Annotated in this window: 18 protein-coding genes and 1 tRNA gene; 9 read left to right on the top strand and 10 right to left on the bottom strand. The window is 62.2% G+C overall.

Annotation, left to right across the window (positions count from 1 at the left end; all coding sequences use genetic code 11):
• Positions 1-18: 18 nt before the first annotated feature.
• The 6 genes from ACT54B_RS03225 (at position 19) to ACT54B_RS03200 (ending at position 4,216) form a co-directional block, all read left to right on the top strand.
• On the top strand, positions 19-1,131 hold the full coding sequence (locus tag ACT54B_RS03225; protein ID WP_476043490.1) for a TraB/TrbI/VirB10 family type IV secretion system protein: 1,113 nt from the start codon (positions 19-21) through the stop codon (positions 1,129-1,131).
• Positions 1,132-1,134: 3 nt separating this feature from the next.
• Positions 1,135-1,356, top strand: coding sequence for a DUF2274 domain-containing protein (locus tag ACT54B_RS03220; protein WP_476042819.1), 222 nt, complete (start codon positions 1,135-1,137; stop codon positions 1,354-1,356).
• 145 nt (positions 1,357-1,501) lie between these two features.
• Positions 1,502-1,828, top strand: a complete 327-nt coding sequence (locus ACT54B_RS03215; protein ID WP_476042818.1) for a hypothetical protein — start codon at positions 1,502-1,504, stop codon at positions 1,826-1,828.
• Positions 1,825-2,178, top strand: a complete 354-nt coding sequence (locus ACT54B_RS03210; protein ID WP_476042817.1) for a toxin-antitoxin system TumE family protein — start codon at positions 1,825-1,827, stop codon at positions 2,176-2,178. The genes ACT54B_RS03215 and ACT54B_RS03210 overlap by 4 nt, the downstream gene beginning before the upstream one ends.
• Entirely contained in the window at positions 2,175-2,564 is a 390-nt protein-coding gene (locus ACT54B_RS03205; RefSeq protein WP_476042816.1) for an HVO_A0114 family putative DNA-binding protein, read from the top strand. Before ACT54B_RS03210 ends, ACT54B_RS03205 begins: the two co-directional genes overlap by 4 nt.
• Positions 2,561-4,216, top strand: a complete 1,656-nt coding sequence (locus ACT54B_RS03200) for a recombinase family protein (RefSeq protein WP_476042815.1) — start codon at positions 2,561-2,563, stop codon at positions 4,214-4,216. Before ACT54B_RS03205 ends, ACT54B_RS03200 begins: the two co-directional genes overlap by 4 nt.
• Here the strand turns inward: ACT54B_RS03200 and ACT54B_RS03195 are convergent.
• Positions 4,187-4,263 (bottom strand) — tRNA-Arg (locus ACT54B_RS03195). The two genes, ACT54B_RS03200 and ACT54B_RS03195, sit on opposite strands and share 30 nt — an antisense overlap.
• A 413-nt stretch (positions 4,264-4,676) precedes the next feature.
• Here ACT54B_RS03195 and ACT54B_RS03190 point away from each other — a divergent pair.
• Complete coding sequence (locus ACT54B_RS03190) at positions 4,677-5,117, top strand: MarR family winged helix-turn-helix transcriptional regulator (RefSeq protein WP_476042814.1); 441 nt, start codon at positions 4,677-4,679, stop codon at positions 5,115-5,117.
• Between the two features lie 126 nt (positions 5,118-5,243).
• Here the strand turns inward: ACT54B_RS03190 and ACT54B_RS03185 are convergent, their stop codons facing one another.
• The 3 genes from ACT54B_RS03185 to ACT54B_RS03175 form a co-directional block, all read right to left on the bottom strand.
• Positions 5,244-6,050, bottom strand: a complete 807-nt coding sequence (locus ACT54B_RS03185; protein WP_476042812.1) for an ATP-binding cassette domain-containing protein — start codon at positions 6,048-6,050, stop codon at positions 5,244-5,246.
• Between the two features lie 12 nt (positions 6,051-6,062).
• On the bottom strand, positions 6,063-7,385 hold the full coding sequence (locus ACT54B_RS03180) for a sugar ABC transporter permease (protein WP_476042811.1): 1,323 nt from the start codon (positions 7,383-7,385) through the stop codon (positions 6,063-6,065).
• Positions 7,386-7,640: 255 nt separating this feature from the next.
• Positions 7,641-8,681: a substrate-binding domain-containing protein gene (locus tag ACT54B_RS03175; protein ID WP_476042809.1), complete on the bottom strand. Its 1,041-nt coding sequence runs from the start codon at positions 8,679-8,681 to the stop codon at positions 7,641-7,643.
• A gap of 222 nt (positions 8,682-8,903) precedes the next feature.
• Here ACT54B_RS03175 and ACT54B_RS03170 point away from each other — a divergent pair, with 222 nt between their 5' ends.
• Positions 8,904-10,136 (top strand): ROK family protein, encoded by a 1,233-nt coding sequence (locus ACT54B_RS03170; RefSeq protein WP_476042807.1) that lies wholly within the window; start codon positions 8,904-8,906, stop codon positions 10,134-10,136.
• Positions 10,137-10,142: 6 nt separating this feature from the next.
• Here ACT54B_RS03170 and ACT54B_RS03165 read toward each other — a convergent pair whose 3' ends face one another.
• From ACT54B_RS03165 to iolG, 3 genes are all read right to left on the bottom strand, one after another.
• Positions 10,143-10,517: a helix-turn-helix domain-containing protein gene (locus tag ACT54B_RS03165; protein WP_476042805.1), complete on the bottom strand. Its 375-nt coding sequence runs from the start codon at positions 10,515-10,517 to the stop codon at positions 10,143-10,145.
• A complete protein-coding gene (locus ACT54B_RS03160; RefSeq protein ID WP_476042804.1) occupies positions 10,510-10,830 on the bottom strand; it encodes a type II toxin-antitoxin system HigB family toxin in 321 nt (106 codons plus the stop codon). Before ACT54B_RS03160 ends, ACT54B_RS03165 begins: the two co-directional genes overlap by 8 nt.
• 92 nt (positions 10,831-10,922) lie before the next feature.
• Positions 10,923-11,915 (bottom strand): inositol 2-dehydrogenase, encoded by a 993-nt coding sequence (gene iolG / locus ACT54B_RS03155; RefSeq protein ID WP_476042803.1) that lies wholly within the window; start codon positions 11,913-11,915, stop codon positions 10,923-10,925.
• 187 nt (positions 11,916-12,102) lie between these two features.
• On the opposite strand from iolG, the gene ACT54B_RS03150 reads away from it, so the two are divergent.
• On the top strand, positions 12,103-12,330 hold the full coding sequence (locus tag ACT54B_RS03150) for a hypothetical protein (protein WP_476042801.1): 228 nt from the start codon (positions 12,103-12,105) through the stop codon (positions 12,328-12,330).
• An 11-nt stretch (positions 12,331-12,341) separates the two neighbouring features.
• Here the strand turns inward: ACT54B_RS03150 and ACT54B_RS03145 are convergent, their stop codons facing one another.
• The 3 genes from ACT54B_RS03145 to ACT54B_RS03135 all read right to left on the bottom strand — a co-directional run bounded on the left by ACT54B_RS03145 (position 12,342) and on the right by ACT54B_RS03135 (position 15,551).
• Positions 12,342-13,862, bottom strand: coding sequence for an ABC-F family ATP-binding cassette domain-containing protein (locus ACT54B_RS03145; protein ID WP_476042800.1), 1,521 nt, complete (start codon positions 13,860-13,862; stop codon positions 12,342-12,344).
• Positions 13,863-14,138: 276 nt separating this feature from the next.
• Positions 14,139-14,639: a hypothetical protein gene (locus ACT54B_RS03140; protein ID WP_476042799.1), complete on the bottom strand. Its 501-nt coding sequence runs from the start codon at positions 14,637-14,639 to the stop codon at positions 14,139-14,141.
• Between the two features lie 78 nt (positions 14,640-14,717).
• Positions 14,718-15,551 (bottom strand): transglutaminase family protein, encoded by an 834-nt coding sequence (locus ACT54B_RS03135; RefSeq protein WP_476042797.1) that lies wholly within the window; start codon positions 15,549-15,551, stop codon positions 14,718-14,720.
• Between the last annotated feature and the right edge of the window lie 20 nt (positions 15,552-15,571).

The raw sequence follows: 15,571 nt of genomic DNA, 5'->3' as shown, positions 1-15,571 counted from the left end.
GAAACCAACGCGGCCCCGATGCGTCTTCGCGCCGAGGCACCCCGTGTCACGCGCCTGTCGCGCAAGATGCTCGCCAGCGTCGCCGCCGTTGCGCTTGTCGGCATCGGTGGATCGCTGATTTACGCGCTTCAAACGCGCGGGCCGGACGATGGCGGGACCGAACTCTATTCAACCAACAACCGCCAGACGGCCGATGGCCTGGCCGGCTTGCCGAAGGACTATACCGGCCCGATCCTCGGGCCGGCGTTGCCCGGCGATCTCGGCCGCCCGATCCTTGATGCGCAGAACAACGGCCAGCCCGTCGCCGCACCCGTGGTCGCGACGCCCGGCGTCAGCGAGGCCGAGCAACGCCGCCGCGCCGAGGAGGAGGCCGCCCGACTCAGCACCGTCTTCTTCCAGTCGCGGCAGGGCTCGACGGCCGCCGGCACGGGCGTGACGCCTGGCCTTGCGGGGCTCGACCTCTCCGGCGCTGGCGCTGCAGCCGCGACCGCACAGGACAAGCAGCTCGCCTTCCTCAATGCGGCGGCCGACCGGCGCACCGTGACGCCCGATCGCGTGACGCCGCCGGCGTCGCCCTTCGTGCTGCAGGCCGGCGCGGTCATCTCGGCGGCTCTCATCACGGGTATCCGTTCCGATCTTCCCGGCCAGATCACCGCGCAGGTCACGGAAAACATCTACGATAGCCCGACGGGCCGCATCCTGCTCGTGCCGCAGGGCACACGGCTGATCGGCCAGTATGACAACAGCGTCCAGTTCGGCCAGCGCAGGGTCCTGCTGTTGTGGAACCGCCTCATCATGCCGAACGGCCGCTCCATCGTTCTCGAACGCCAGCCGGGCGCCGACACTCAAGGCTATGCCGGTCTTGAGGATGGTGTCGATTACCACTGGTGGGATCTCGCCAAGGCCGCCGCGCTGTCGACGCTTCTCGGCGTCGGCGCGGAACTCGCCACCGACGACAACGACCGGCTGCACCGTGCCCTGCGCGACGGCGCGCAGGACACCGTGAACCAAGCCGGTCAGCAGATCGTCCAGCGCCAGTTGCAGGTTGCACCGACGCTGACCATCCGGCCCGGCTACCCGGTCAGGGTCATCGTCACCCGCGACATCGTGTTCGAACCCTACAGGAACTAACCTATGACCAAGCTGAAACTCGGCCCCATCGCCGACGACAAACCCGTCAAAGTGACGCTGGAGCTGCCCGCCAGCCTGCATCGCGATCTTGCCGCCTATGCCGCCGCGCTGGCCCGCGAGACGGGCCAGCCAGCCGCCGATCCGATGAAACTGATCGTGCCGATGCTCGAACGCTTCATCGCCACTGATCGCGGCTTCGCGAAGGCCAGAAGTTCCACCACCTGAACCCATCGCGGCACTCGATCGCCTGGAGTGCCGTCAGCACAGCAGAATGAATGCGGCACGCTACAGACCGCCATTCCCCCTCTAAGCTTCGCCTAATTCCGGGCTGTCCAGCGCCCGGAACCCTGTCGCAACCACGGAGGATTTTATGTCCGCGAAACGACACCGTGCCGCAAGAGGGCGGCCCCGCCATGCAGCGCCGAGGGTGCTCCCCAATGATCTTTACGACTATGGCGACGACCCCGCGCCGCGGCCCGGCCCGAAGCGCAGCCCATCCACGGACGTATTCGACATCGAGAAGCTGTCCATCGCCGACGACTGGCCCGAGCGCGTCCCGATTACGGTAGCCGAGGTCGATATCTTCGAAAGCTATTTCGGCGATGTTTTGGATCGGCTCTTTCACCCCGTCGTCGTATTGAACACCGACGTATCCGGCTTGAATTTGTTACCATCAGATGGTAACAAAACGCGGTGAGTGAGGATCGTGATCCGAGCCTCGACATGCTTCTGGACCTCGATGGTCAGGTGCTCGTTGTCGATCCCGAGGGCGGCTATTGGGTGAAATTCGTTGTTACTCGCGTTCCGGCATCGCCGGAAAAGCTGCACGGGCTCGATTACTCCCTCACGCTTCACGGCCGTTCGGGCGAACGGTTGGTCGGCTTTGACAACGCCCATCCGGTCGGCCGGGGCAGGCGCGGCGAGCCGATGGATCATCGACATCGCCTTCAGACCGTGAAGCCCTACGCCTGGGAGGATGCGGCCACGCTGTTGGCCGACTTCTGGCAGGCGGTGGACGCGGTTTTGAAGGAGCGAGGCGTGCTATGACCACATTGAAAGTCGGGATCGCTGACTATGAAGAAATGAAGGCCCGCACGATGCGGATCGCCAAGGGCGAAGAAAAGCCCGCACCGGACGATCCCAAGGTGTGGTTCACCTCTACCGAGTCCTTCGCGCAAATCCTGTCCAGTGGAAACCGCGAATTGCTGCGCGTCATCCACGATCAGGCTCCGGCCTCGCTGGAGGAGCTGTCGCAGATCACGGGACGCACGAAGCCGAGCCTATCCCGAACTCTCAAGACGATGGCGACCTATGGGCTTGTCCGCATGGAGCCGGGTGAGGGGCGAAAGCTCATGCCGAAGGTGCTGCATGACCGCGTCACGCTGGAATTGCCTTTGCTGCACCGGCGCGATGCCAAGGGAGGCCGCGCATGAACGTTCAAGGTCCACATGTGGCGCAACGCGCCGCCCTCTATCTTCGCGTCTCGACCACGCGGCAGGCCGAGCATGACGTGTCGATCCCCGACCAACGCAAGCAGGGCGAAGCCTATTGCGCCTCGCGCGGCTATCAGCTCGTCGAAACCTTCGTGGAAGCGGGCGCGTCCGCCACCAACGATCGCCGTCCCGAGTTTCAAAGAATGATCGAGGCCGGCACCACGAAACCCGCACCGTTCGATGTCGTCGTGGTCCATTCGTTCAGCCGCTTCTTTCGCGACCATTTTGAGCTTGAATTCTACGTCCGCAAGCTCGCCAAGAACGGCGTCAAACTCGTCTCCATCACACAGGAGATGGGTGACGATCCGATGCACGTCATGATGCGGCAGATCATGGCATTGTTCGACGAGTATCAGTCGAAGGAAAACGCCAAGCACGTTCTGCGCGCCATGAACGAAAATGCGAGGCAGGGCTTCTGGAACGGTGCTCGGCCACCGATTGGTTATCGCATCATTGCGGCTGAACAGCGTGGGTCGAAAATCAAGAAGAAGCTGGAGATCGACCCGCTGCACGCGGAGACGGTCCGGCTCATTTATCGCCTGTTCCTGGAAGGCGACGGCATCTCCGGCCCGAAAGGTGTCAAGGCAATAACCACCTACCTGAATGAACGCCACATGTTTACTCGTGACGGCGGGAAATGGGGCCTGGCGCAAATTCATGCGATCCTGACACGCACGACGTATATTGGCGAGCACCGGTTCAATACTCGCTCTTTCAAGAACCGCGAGAAGAAGCCCGAGGGCGAAATAGCGGTCATGGCGGTGCCGCCGCTGATCGAGCGCGATACGTTTGACGCGGTGCAGGCTCGCCTCAAATCGCGAAACCCCATTGTGGTGCCTGCACGGGTGACGAGCGGTCCGACTCTGCTCACCGGCATCTGCTTCTGCGCCAAATGCGGAGGCGCGATGACCATGCGCACCGGGCGGGGCAATGGCGGGCAATATACCTATTACACCTGCTCGACTAAAGCTCGGCAAGGAGCCACTGGCTGCGAAGGTCGTTCGATCCGTATGGACAAGCTCGACCATCTGGTCGCGAGCCATCTCGAAGACCGTCTCCTCCAACCCAAGCGGTTGGAGATGATCCTGTCGAGCCTTCTTGATCGCCGTCAGGAACGGACTGAACGCCGTCGCGAGCATCTGGCGGAGTTGCATCGACGAATCACCGAAACGGACCAACGGCTCGGGAGACTCTACGACGCTATCGAATCAGGTGTGGCCGCGCTTGATGACATGGGACTGAAGGATCGTATCGCTAGCCTGAAGGGTATCCGCGATCAGGCGACGGCCGACGCCGAGCGGATACAGGTGACATTGGACAGCTCTGGCAGTCGGGCCGTTACCGCAGACATGATCGACACACTCGCGAACGCGGCGCGCAGCAGCCTGCGGATCGAAGGAGGGGGTTATCGGCGGGATCACCTGCGCGCTTTCGCACAACGCGTCGAGGTCGCCGACGATGAGGTTCGTATCATGGGATCGAAATCTGAACTGCTTCAAAGCCTCGTCGCCGCTTCGAGCGGGAAATCGGCGGCTTTTGCGGTTCGCAGTTCTGTACTTAAATGGCGCACCCGACAGGATTCGAACCTGTGACCTTTGGAATCGGAATCCAACACTCTATCCAGCTGAGCTACGGGTGCACTGAGGAGCGTCCGGATTCGACCGGCGTCCTGTGGGGTACTTAACCCAGCTTGGTGCGCCTATCAATGGATTTTTTGATTTTTTCGCACCGCCGGCTCCGGCAGGCGGATTTCCTGACAGGCGAGGGGTTGGCAGCGCGATGGCGGCACATGGTGTGCTGTGGCGGGAGCTGGCCCGGGCCGGCTTGCATCATTTCGGAACGGGTTTTTATTTATATATACTAACGGTTATATTTCACAGGATATAAATAATAAGAATTTTCCGGTTAGAATTAGCATATTCGTTAGTTTTTTCTCTCTATATAAGGTTCTTGCAAGATGATTGGTGAAGGCGATGATTCACTCCGATGGGAAGTGTCTTTGGCAACATCCGCAGGCTTTTTTATCAGGATCATAATTGGGAAGGATTTGAGATGAACATTTCGGTAGATTTTACTGCCACGCATGTCGAGGAAGGAATTGGCTACTGGTTGCGTCGAGCCCAGCAGACGGTGCTTCACGATTTCAGCGAGACCTTTGTGCCTTATGATCTGCGTCCCGCCGAATTCTCGCTGCTGATGCTTCTTGCCAATCATCCGGGGATCAAGCAGTCGGATGCGGCTGAAATCCTCGGAATCCAGCGGGCGAATTTCGTGGCCCTCGTGGATGCCCTGCAGCAGCGCGGCCTTGCAGAACGGCGCAAGCCGGAAAGTGATCGCCGCGTGCAGTCGCTGTTCCTCACCCGGCAGGGGACGGATTTCGTGGTGGAGACCAGCGGCAAGTGGCGCCAGCACGAAACTCGGATGATCGCCCGGCTGGGTGGCGTCGAGGAGCGCGACCAGCTGGTGGAACTGCTGACCCGCCTTGCCTGCTGATGCCGCCATAAACCGCAATCATGCGACGTCCACTGAATGAAAAAGGCTCCGATCGGAGCCTTTTTCATTTCCAGCGTCCGGTCTGACAGGACGGGGCCTGCCTTGCAGGTCCCCGTCCGTGCGCGATCAGAGTTTTGCGGCACCCGGTCCCGGTGTCGCGCCCGGAGGGCACTTGCCGAGAATGATCATGCCGAGGACTTCATCCTTGGTCACGTCGGTGGTCTTGGCATGGCCGACCACCTGACCATTCTTCATCACCGTGACACGGTCCGCCAGATCGAAGACATCGTGGATGTCGTGGCTGATGAGGAAGATGCCGATGCCATCCTTCTTCAGTTCCTTGATGAGTTCACCCACCTGCGCGGTTTCCTGAGGGCCAAGCGCCGCCGTCGGTTCGTCCATGATCAGGATACGGGCATTGAAGAGGATCGCGCGGGCAATGGCAACGGACTGGCGCTGTCCACCGGACAGTGCCTTCACCGGCTCCTTGAAGCGGCGGAAGTTGGGGTTGAGGCGCCCCATCACCTTGCGCGCTTCCGCCTCCATGGCGGCATCATCCAGCGTCCCCCAGGGGGTCAGCAGCTCGCGGCCGAGGAAGAGATTGGCCGCGGCATCCACATTGTCCGCCAGAGCGAGCGTCTGGTAGATCGTCTCGATCCCGTAGGATTTCGCGTCGCGCGGATTGTTGATGTTGGCTTCCTCGCCATTGATCATGATCGTGCCGCCATCACGCGGATAGGCGCCGGAGAGGATCTTGATCAGCGTGGATTTGCCCGCGCCGTTGTGCCCCAGCAGCCCGACCACCTCGCCGGGATAGAGCGACACGGAGGCGTGATCCACGGCCTTGATGCCGCCGAAGGCGATGGAAATATCGCGCATGTCGACAAGGGGCGTGCGGGTTTCAGGTTGAATATGTTCAGCTGTCGCGTTCATCGACGGGCCTCCTTACTTCACACGGCGCTGGTAGATCGTGTCGAGCCAGACAGCCACGACAAGAACCCCACCGACGACCATTTGCTGCACGGCCGAGTCGAAGCCGACCAGCACCATCCCGGATTGCAGCGATTGCATGACAACAGCACCGAGCATGGCGCCGTAAATGGTACCCATGCCCCCGGCGAGCGAGGTGCCGCCGATCACGGTGGCGGCAATGACGTAGAGTTCATCGAACTGGCCGAGCGCGTTGGTGGCCGAGTTCAGGCGAGCCGAAGAGATGGTCGCGGAGATGCCGACGAGGAAGCCCATGAGCGCGAAGATCAGCATGGTCATGCGCTTGGTATTGATGCCGGCAAGTTCGGCGGCTTCCGGGTTGCCGCCAATGGCGAACACGTAGCGGCCGAAGCGGGTGCGTGTCGCCAGGAAGGTCATGGCAATGCAGACGAATGCCGCGATCAGCACCGGAATGGCAAAGCCGTGGGAAATATTCAGGCCGCCTTCCGGAATGGTGATGTTCTTCGCAGCGGCATATTGCTTGACGATGCCGACCGGCCAGAAATACTGGTTGGCGATATAGGCCGCGCCGATGATCAGCAGTGCGGAGAGGGCGGCGAGGAACACCTCTGCCCAGACCGGGCGCAGCGGGAAGCCGAAGCGAGCGCGCTGGCGGCGACCGGAGGCGAGCATGAAGGTGACGGCGACGCAGCCGATCAGGGCCACGATCCAGGTGCCCCAGTAACCAATGGATCCATAGGGACCGCCACCGATCAGGGCAAAATTGGCATCGACGGGGGAAATGGTTTCGCCGCGCGCCACCCACCAGGCTGCGCCGCGCCATACCAGCAGGCCACCGAGTGTGACGATGAAGGAGGGAATCTGGAAATAGGCGACCAGCATGCCCTGGAAGGCGCCGATCAGCGTGCCCACCGCCAGGCCGAAGATGACGGTCAGAACCCAGATCATCGGATGGCCGAGGCCCAGATATTGAGGCAGGAACCAGACCTGGAAAACGCCCATGAGCATGGCCGTGATGCCCAGAACCGAACCGACCGACAGGTCGATGTGACGGGTCACGATGATCAGCACCATGCCTGTCGCCATCACCGCGATGGAGGAGGTCTGGACCGAAAGGTTCCACAGGTTACGATAGGTCAGGAAGGCGCCGTTGCCGTTATAGACGATGCCGTAGATCTGGAAGCCGAGCCAGATCAGGATGAGCGCGCCGAACATGCCCAGCATGCGGGTATCGATTTCCGTGGCCCGCAGAAAGCGCTTTACGGCCCCTTCGTCGACCAGCCCGGGACCGGCGCTGGCTTGAGATATTTGATTCATGGGTACTTCTCCCTTGTGCCCCTGCATTCAGGTCAGCGTACGCCTCCAGTCACCACCGGCACACGACCTGCCTCACATTGGGGAATATACAACACTTCCCTGGGTCAGCCCCGGAAGTTTTCGCGCATTGCCTGCCCATATTTTCCGCCCCGGCGGAGAAGCCGCGGGCCTTTGCACGCAATGGTTCTTTAAAAAACCGCGCCGCTTGGGGCGGCGCGGTCTTCAGTCGGCACTCTCAGGCCTCAGCCCGGAGCCTTATTTGCAAACTTCGACCGCATTGGCGTCGACACCGGCGCAGAGCGTGGCCTTGTCGATCCAGTTGGCGTCCAGAACGTCCTTCAGGCGGTCCTTGGTGATTGCTTCGGGGGTCAGGAGAACAGCGTTCATCTCGACGCCCTTTGCACCATCCTTGAACTTGCCGACGTTCGGGATGTCGGTCATGGCCTTGCCGTCTGCCAGCATCAGAGCGGCGTTGGCAGCCACTTCGCCGAGCTTGCGGCTGTCCTTCCAGACCGATACCAGCTGGGTGCCGAGGGCAACGCGGTTCAGAGCAGCCTTGTCGCCGTCCTGACCCGTGACCGGAACGGTGCCGGCGAGACCCTGGGCAGCAAGAGCGGCAACCACACCGCCGGCCATGCCGTCGTTCTCGGAGAGAACGGCATCAACCGCGTTGTTGTTGGCGGTCAGGATCTGCTCCATGTTCTTCTGGGCGTTTTCCGGCTTCCAGCCGTCGCTCGAGGCTTCGCCGACGATCTTGATGTCGCCGGAATCGAGCTTGTCCTTCAGCACTTCCTTGAAGCCGCGGTTCAGGAACGACGCGTTCGGGTCGCCCTTGTCGCCGTTGATGATGGCGAAGTTGCCCTTGTCCTTCACCTTCAGCATTTCCTGCGCCATCAGGCGGCCGACGCCGACGTTGTCGAAGGTCATGTAGAGGACGTTCGGGTCTTCGATCTGAACGTCATAGGCGATGACCGGGATGCCTTCGGACGTGGCCTTCTGCACGGCCGGCAGGATGGCTTCGGAATCGTAGGGAACGATCAGGAGCACGTTGGCGCCCTGCGAGATCAGCGACTCGACGTCGGTCAGCTGCTTTGCTGCGGAGCCCTGGGCGTCAGCAGAAATATACTTGTCGCCATTGGCTTCGACGATCTTCTTGATGACGGCTTCGTCCGTCTTCCAGCGCTCTTCCTGGAAGATTTTCCAGGACACGCCGATGACCTTGTCCTTGGCCAGCGCATGGCCAGCAACAGACATGGCGAAAACTGCGCTCGTCAGCGCAAGGGTCAGTTTCTTCATTTGGGTCCTCCCAGGTGGTTGCCGTGATTGCGGCCTCCCCACAACGCCCGGCTTTTCTCGGTTGCTGCCGGAAAAAATGTTTTTCTCGACAGTCGAGAAAATAGATGTCAGAGTTTTTGGACCCTGTCAACAAGCCCTTCTTTCATCGGCGTTGACAAAGGGCGAGGGCTTGTGGAGGAGGCTTCGTCCGGGGTCGAAAGGCATAGGGAGAGAGGCTGGGTCATGCTGGCGAAGTCGAGTACGGAGATCGTGCGCCAGCAAAACAGCGCACTGGTGCTGGCGCAGCTGCGCCGGCACGGTCCGCTCTCGCATACCGAGCTGTCGGACCGGACCGGCCTGTCGTCGGCAACGGTTTCGGCGATCACGGCGGATCTCGAACGCTATGCCGTGATCGAACGGCAGGAGCAGGCGCCGCCGGCGGGCCGCGGGCGTCCTCGGGTCTCCTTCACCCAGCGGCGGCGCAGCGGCTACTTGGTGGCGGTGCGCATTTCTTCCGATCAGGTGGAGCATTCGCTCGTCGATTACGGCGGAACCCTTATCGATCGGCTGGAAGAAGCCCGGCGGGGGCAGGAGGAAGCCACGGATTTTGCCCGCGTCCTCCGGGCAACCATCGAGCGGCTTTGCTCCCGCTCCGGCCTTGCTCTGGGGGATATCCGCGTCGTTTCCATTTCCAGCAAGGGGTTGGTCGATCCGGTGGAGCCGGTGCTGCTCTGGTCGCCGGTTTTCGGGGATGCCGCGATCGATTTCGGGTCGATTCGGGGGCAGGGGCTTGAGCCTGACATCCTGCTCAGCAACGAGACCAGGCTGGTGGCCGGTGCGCTGGCGCGTATGGTCGAGCGGCTCGCGGACGAAAAGGCCGAGCCGCGCCCGCGTGCGCTGTGCGCCCTCTCGCTCGGTCACGGCATCGGACTGGGCATTGCCCATCTCGATTCCGGCGGGGAATACCAGGTTGTCGCGCCTGATTTCGGGCACATGCTGCATCTGGCGAATGGCGGTCTGTGCCGGTGCGGATCGATCGGCTGCATCGAGGCAACGGCAGGCTTCTACGGCATTCTCCGGACGGCCTTCGAGGTGCCGGCCGACCGCATTCCGGCCCGCTTTGTGCCGCTGGTCGAGATGGAAAAGCTGGCGGCCAACGCCCGCCGCGGCGACAGGCAGGCCCAGTTCGCCTTCCGCCAGGCGGGGCTGGCGCTGGGGCAGGGGCTCGGGCGCATGCAGAGCCTCAACGAGAAGATGCCGGTCTATTTCACCGGTCCGGGCGTCCGTTTCTACGATCTGATGGAACGCGGGCTGAAGGAGGGGCTGGCCCAATCCCGGGCGATCCGTCGCGAAGGCCTTCCGGAAATCCATATCATCCTCGATGAAACGGCGCTGGTTTTCACGGGCCATCTGGATGTCGGGCTCGGTTATATGGACCGTACCGCCATTTCGACAGCGCAGGAGCAGACGAGCTAGACGGTATCAAGCCGCGTGGGACATCGGCCGGATAAGCACTTCAACGGGAATTCCAAGACCTGCGCTCAGCTTCCGGATCATGTCGAGTGATAAATGCCGCTTGCGGTTGAGAATTTCGGATACGCGTCCTCTGTTGCCAATGAAGGGTTCCAGGTCTGCTCGCGACAAGCCCTGCTGTTCCATTCGAAAGAGAATGGCGTCGACAGGGTCGGGAAAATCGATGGGAAACGCCTGCGCCTCATAGGCTTCCACCAGCGCCACCCAGATATCAAGCCTGTCGCCTTCCGGCGTCCCCGGCGATGCTCCCCAGAGCCTTTCGATCTGTTCCAGAGCGTTCGCATGCTCCTGCGGAGTCCGCACGGGACGAATTTCATCATTCATGACGAACTTCCCTCACATCGATCTTGTCATAATCTGCATGCGTTCCAATCCACTTTATCCAGACAATGGATCGCTCATAGTCGACTGCGACAACCAGACGATAGTCATTTCCCTTGATATTGAAGACCACTCGCTCCGCCGAGACGATGCTGGCCGTCGCAAAATGCTGTTTGACGTCCGATGCCCTTCGCCATTTGGCGCGGGACACTTCATGAAACCAGGCATTCAATGACGCTGCGACGGCCTGGCGGTCCCGTTGCCCGTTCAAGGTGTCCAGAAAGGTAACCAGCGTGCTGCGCGCTATAATCCGCATGGCATATCCTAGCATGTTCCCATTTTGGGAGCAACGCCCATATGCGAAGGGCCGGACCGGGGTCCGGCCTTCCGGGCGACAGGCCGTCTGCTTCAGCCGAGCTTGATGCGGCGGCCTTCCTTGACGGACTGGACAGCGGCATCGGCGAGGGCCAGGGCCTTCAGGCCATCCTCGCCGTTCGGGGTGATGGTTGCACCCTTCTCGATGGCGGCGATGAAGCTTTCGATTTCCGCCGCATAGGCTTCCGTGTAGCGGGTCATGAAGAAATCATGCAGCGGCGGACGGGTATAGCCCTCGGCATTGGCGACCTCGATGGAAACGGGGCGCTGGTTCTCCGCGCTCGCCACGCCCTTGGAGCCATGCACTTCTATGCGCTGGTCGTAGCCATAGGTGGCGCGGCGGGAATTGGAGATCACGCACTGCTTGCCGGAAGCGGTTTCGAGGATGACGGTGACGCTATCCCAGTCGCCGGCCTCGCCGATGGCCTTGTCCACCAGCACGGCGGCGTGGGCCGAGATGGAGACCGGCTCTTCCCCGAGCAGGAAGCGGGCCATGTCGAAATCATGGATCGTCATGTCGCGGAAAATGCCGCCGGAGCGCTTGATGTAGTCGATCGGCGGAGCACCGGGATCGCGCGAGGTAATGGTGACCATTTCCACGGTGCCGATCTTGCCTTCGTCGATGACCTTGCGGACGGCCGCAAAATGCGGATCGAAACGGCGGTTGAAGCCAACCATCAGCTTCGCCTTGGTTTCCTTCACCACCTTCAGGCAGGCCCGGACGCGCTCTGCGTCGAGATCGACAGGCTTTTCGCAGAAAATTGCCTTGCCGGCGCGGGCGAAGCGCTCGATCAGGTCCGCATGGGTGTCCGTCGGGGTGCAGATGACAACTGCATCAATATCTTTTGCGGCTTCGATGGCCTCGATCGTCCGCACGTCGCAGCCATAGGCGGACGCAATCGCCTCCGCCGCAGCCGGGAAAGCATCGGCAACCGCAACGAGCTTTGCCTGCGGATTGCCGCTGACGGCCTTTGCATGCACCTTGCCGATACGTCCGGCACCCAGAAGACCAAATCTTACCGTCATCGTCGTGTCTTTCTCCGAAATGCAGACCTTGCCCTCCTCCGGGCGGTCGCGAAAGGGTTGCCATGAAGCACTCCAGGCTTCAAGGTGCCCTCGAAATGCCTCTCAACAGGATGGAACAAAAGAACCGTTTCAATCTTGTTTCGGAATAAATATTCCATATTTATGGAGCGCGTCAAGCGAGGAAAGCATGCAGATCATCGATCCCAAACATCCTTTTTACCGGCCCCTGTGGGTCCGTCTGCTGGTGGTGGCGATCTGCGCTGTCTGGTTCGTGGTGGAACTGGTGTTCGGCTCGCCCTTCTTCATGGTCATCATGGGGGCCTTGACCGTCTATACGCTGCTGGTGCTGATCATCCGCTTCCCGAGGGAAGGGGCTGCCGCCGACAATAACGGAGCCGGCGGCAAGGACGTCTGAGGGAGGATCCGCTAGCCGCCGAGGCTGCGGAAGAAGTCTTCCGGGGTCTCCACCTCCTGCAATCGCTTTCCGGCGATCAGCCAGAACCGGTTGCCGGCGCTGCGCACGAAGGTGCGGTCGTGGGAGACGAGCAGCGCCGCGCGCCCTTCCGAGGCCAGTTCACCGGCGAGGTTCTCCTGCCCTTCGATATCGAGATGATTGGTGGGTTCGTCGAGCAGCAGAAAATTCGCCTCGGTCAGCCGCAGCATCAGCAGGGCAAGCCGTGCCTTCTGGCCTCCGGAGAGGCGGTCGAGCGGTTTTTCCTGCTTTTCGATGGCAATGCCGGCCCCCGCAAGGAGGCTTCGCGCCCTTTGTTCTCCCAGCGAGAACAGCCGGACAATGGCGCCCATGGGTGTTCTGGCGCCCTCGAGCAACGCAAGCGCCTGATCCATGTATCCCGGTTGCAGGGAAGGCGTCGGCTGAATGACCGCCTCGTCGGCGCTGCCGCCGGCAATGGCGCGCAGGATTCGGGCCATGAAGCGGCTTTTTCCGGCTCCGTTCTCGCCGAGCAGCACGATCCGGTCGCCGCGGCAGATGAAAAGCGGACCGCTGCGGAACAGAAGCGTGCCGTCGGGCAGACGTTCCTCGAAGGGCGCGATGCGGATGAGCACGCGGGCGTTCGCCTCGCTGCCGCCGAGGGCGACCAGTCCGGCGCTGCGATCGCGATGCGCCGCCTCCGCCTCGGTCTCGATCCGCTGCGCGCGCTCGCGCAGCTGCTTGGTTTTCACCGTCAGCAGGTCACTGCCCGAGTTGATGCCGATATTGTTGAGCTTGGCGGCCTGCCGGCGCAACTGCTCGACGGTCTTCATGTCCTTCTCGAACTTGCGTTCGCGGGCAAGGTCTTCTTCCGCCAGCGCCTCCCGTGCCTCGGAATAGGCGAGCGCAAACAGCCGGCTTTCCGGATGGCGCAGGAAGAGGGTGCGGCGGGTGACGCGGTTGAGAAAGGCCCGGTCGTGGCTGGCAATCACCACCGCTTTCGCGGGTGCGAGCCCGTTCAGCCAGCGTTCCAGCAGCACGATCTTGGCGAGGTCCAGATGGTTGGTGGGCTCGTCCATCAGCATCAGGTCGGCATCGGCGAGCGCCAGCCGGGCAATCAGCACCAGCCGCTGCCAGCCGCCGCTGAGCTCTGCAACCGGCCGGTCGCGAAGGTCTTCCGGCACGCCTATTTCATCGAGCACGATCTCGGCCCGCCATTGTTCGTAGTCGCGGAGGTCGGGGGGAAGCGCATCCGCCACCGCATCGCGGAGCGGCAGGGACATCAGAGGGGCGGGAACATCCTGCTCCATGTAGGAGAGGGTGAGCGACCGCGCCCTCGTGATCGTGCCTTCGCCGGGCTCCATCCGGCCGGCGATGACATTGAGGAGGGTAGACTTGCCGCGACCGTTGGCCGCCACGAGCCCCAGCCGTTCGCCGGGCAGGAGGGTGAGATCGAGTTTCTGGAACAGGGGCGCGCCGAGCGTGACGCCAAGAGAGTTGAGGGTGACAAGAGACATAGGATCAGGAACCTGCATGAGCCGCGGGCCGGCCTCTTTAAAAAGGCAGGGGAGGCGGCAATCAAGGGAACCGCGCATGGCGAACATGTCCGCATGCGACGGCAGTCAGGCTGACCGGTGTTGATGAGCAGCGTTGTCTCTGGTCAGCCCTGCAAACGCATCTGCAGGGCAAGATCAGGGCCAAAGGTGGTGCTCCTGTTATGGTAAAACAGCGTCACGATAGGCTCCATTGATGCCGAATCGATAGCAAAAACCCCTGGCTGTTTCAACCCGGCGTCAGAGAAGGCCGAGTTTGCGGCTGGCTTCGATGCGGGCTATCGCCCGGTCGACGAGCAGATTGGCAGTCGTCATGCGGGATGTCGCGGCCTCCCGATGCGCGGGGTGAACAATATCCGGATGGTTGGATCGCGCGAAGAACCGGCGCCGTTCCGCCAGAATATCCAGCGTGTCATCGGGCCGAAGGCCGAGGTCTTCGGCGATTTCGGCAGACAGTTGCCGGGCGAGATGGGCGGGAAGCGGCGGCGGCTGGTCTTGCACCCCGTCGTTGAAAACGGGCTCCGGATCGGAAAGGAACGCGGCCTCCGCTTCTGCGGCCAGGTCTCGATAGGCGTCGTCGATCCGGTGCAGGCTGACCGACACGCCTTCCATGGCCGGCGCGACGAAGCCGGAGGTGAAGCCACGGATGCGCGCGCTTTCCTCCTCGCGTTCCTCGGGCGGGGGCGTCTCCTCCTCCAGACGGGTGAGGACGGAATCAAACAGGGATCGGCCAAACAGCATCGGGCGGGGTCGCTTCCATGAACCGGGGCGCCAGCATGGGCGATGCCGCTTGCGCCGGGCTTTCCCCGGCGAAAGAGGTCAGGACTGGCTTTGAGACTGGCTCTGGCTTTGCGCCCGATCCTCGACCGTCAGCGCCACCCGCAGATGTTCGCTTGCCGAACCGAGGCGCAGACCGGAGACCGGCGCCGCACCCTGATAATCCAGTCCGCAGGCGATCCGCACATAGCGGTCGTCGGGACAGATCCGGTTGGCGGCGTCGAAGCCGACCCAGCCGAGGCCGGGCACATGGGCTTCAGCCCAGGCGTGGCTTGCCGTCTGTTGTTCCACGCCATCCATGAAGAGATAGCCGGAGACGTAGCGGGCCGGCACATCCAGCAGCCGCGCGGCGGCGATGAAGGCATGCGCGTGATCCTGGCAGACGCCGACGCCATTGGCGAGAGCCTCCTCCGCCGTGGTTTCCGCATGGGTTTCGCCGGGGCGATAGGCAATGGCGTCGCTGAGGGCCCCCATCAGCCGGTGCATGCGGGCGAGCACGTCACCCTCCGCCCCGATCTCCGATGCGAGGGCGCGGATGCGCTCGCCCGGTGTGGTCAGCGGCGTCTCGCGCTGGAAGAGCCAGAGCGGGCAGAAGCCTTGATGCGGGCCGAACACGCCGGCCTTATCCTCCGTCTCCACTTCGCCTTCGGCAATGATCACCGTTTCCTTCGGTTCCTCCATGGTGGACCAGAGTTCGGTGCGGTTGCCGAACTGGTCGAGGAAACTGGCCTGCCGCGATGCATTTTCCATGCGCACGGACCAGTTGAGCACCCGCTGGCCGGGGCCGGTCTGGGGCGTCAGGCGCAGGCGCTGGAGCGCGTAATGAACCGGGATGTCGTAATGATAGCCGGTGCTGTGCGATATCTTCAGATGCATGGTGTTTTCTCCGGCTGCGG

This window comes from Gellertiella sp. DMC107, from assembly GCF_056313605.1.
This window is presented reverse-complemented; position numbering and strand designations above follow the sequence as displayed.

Coding starts and splice junctions, on each gene's coding strand:
- ACT54B_RS03150 (WP_476042801.1), top strand. CDS start 12,103: ATGCAGATCATCGATCCCAAACATCCTTTTTACCGGCCCCTGTGGGTC.
- ACT54B_RS03220 (WP_476042819.1), top strand. CDS start 1,135: ATGACCAAGCTGAAACTCGGCCCCATCGCCGACGACAAACCCGTCAAA.
- ACT54B_RS03145 (WP_476042800.1), bottom strand. CDS start 13,862: ATGTCTCTTGTCACCCTCAACTCTCTTGGCGTCACGCTCGGCGCGCCC.
- ACT54B_RS03140 (WP_476042799.1), bottom strand. CDS start 14,639: ATGCTGTTTGGCCGATCCCTGTTTGATTCCGTCCTCACCCGTCTGGAG.
- ACT54B_RS03190 (WP_476042814.1), top strand. CDS start 4,677: ATGAACATTTCGGTAGATTTTACTGCCACGCATGTCGAGGAAGGAATT.
- ACT54B_RS03200 (WP_476042815.1), top strand. CDS start 2,561: ATGAACGTTCAAGGTCCACATGTGGCGCAACGCGCCGCCCTCTATCTT.
- ACT54B_RS03215 (WP_476042818.1), top strand. CDS start 1,502: ATGTCCGCGAAACGACACCGTGCCGCAAGAGGGCGGCCCCGCCATGCA.
- ACT54B_RS03135 (WP_476042797.1), bottom strand. CDS start 15,551: ATGCATCTGAAGATATCGCACAGCACCGGCTATCATTACGACATCCCG.
- iolG (WP_476042803.1), bottom strand. CDS start 11,915: ATGACGGTAAGATTTGGTCTTCTGGGTGCCGGACGTATCGGCAAGGTG.
- ACT54B_RS03160 (WP_476042804.1), bottom strand. CDS start 10,830: ATGCGGATTATAGCGCGCAGCACGCTGGTTACCTTTCTGGACACCTTG.
- ACT54B_RS03170 (WP_476042807.1), top strand. CDS start 8,904: ATGCTGGCGAAGTCGAGTACGGAGATCGTGCGCCAGCAAAACAGCGCA.
- ACT54B_RS03185 (WP_476042812.1), bottom strand. CDS start 6,050: ATGAACGCGACAGCTGAACATATTCAACCTGAAACCCGCACGCCCCTT.
- ACT54B_RS03225 (WP_476043490.1), top strand. CDS start 19: ATGCGTCTTCGCGCCGAGGCACCCCGTGTCACGCGCCTGTCGCGCAAG.
- ACT54B_RS03205 (WP_476042816.1), top strand. CDS start 2,175: ATGACCACATTGAAAGTCGGGATCGCTGACTATGAAGAAATGAAGGCC.
- ACT54B_RS03175 (WP_476042809.1), bottom strand. CDS start 8,681: ATGAAGAAACTGACCCTTGCGCTGACGAGCGCAGTTTTCGCCATGTCT.
- ACT54B_RS03180 (WP_476042811.1), bottom strand. CDS start 7,385: ATGAATCAAATATCTCAAGCCAGCGCCGGTCCCGGGCTGGTCGACGAA.
- ACT54B_RS03165 (WP_476042805.1), bottom strand. CDS start 10,517: ATGAATGATGAAATTCGTCCCGTGCGGACTCCGCAGGAGCATGCGAAC.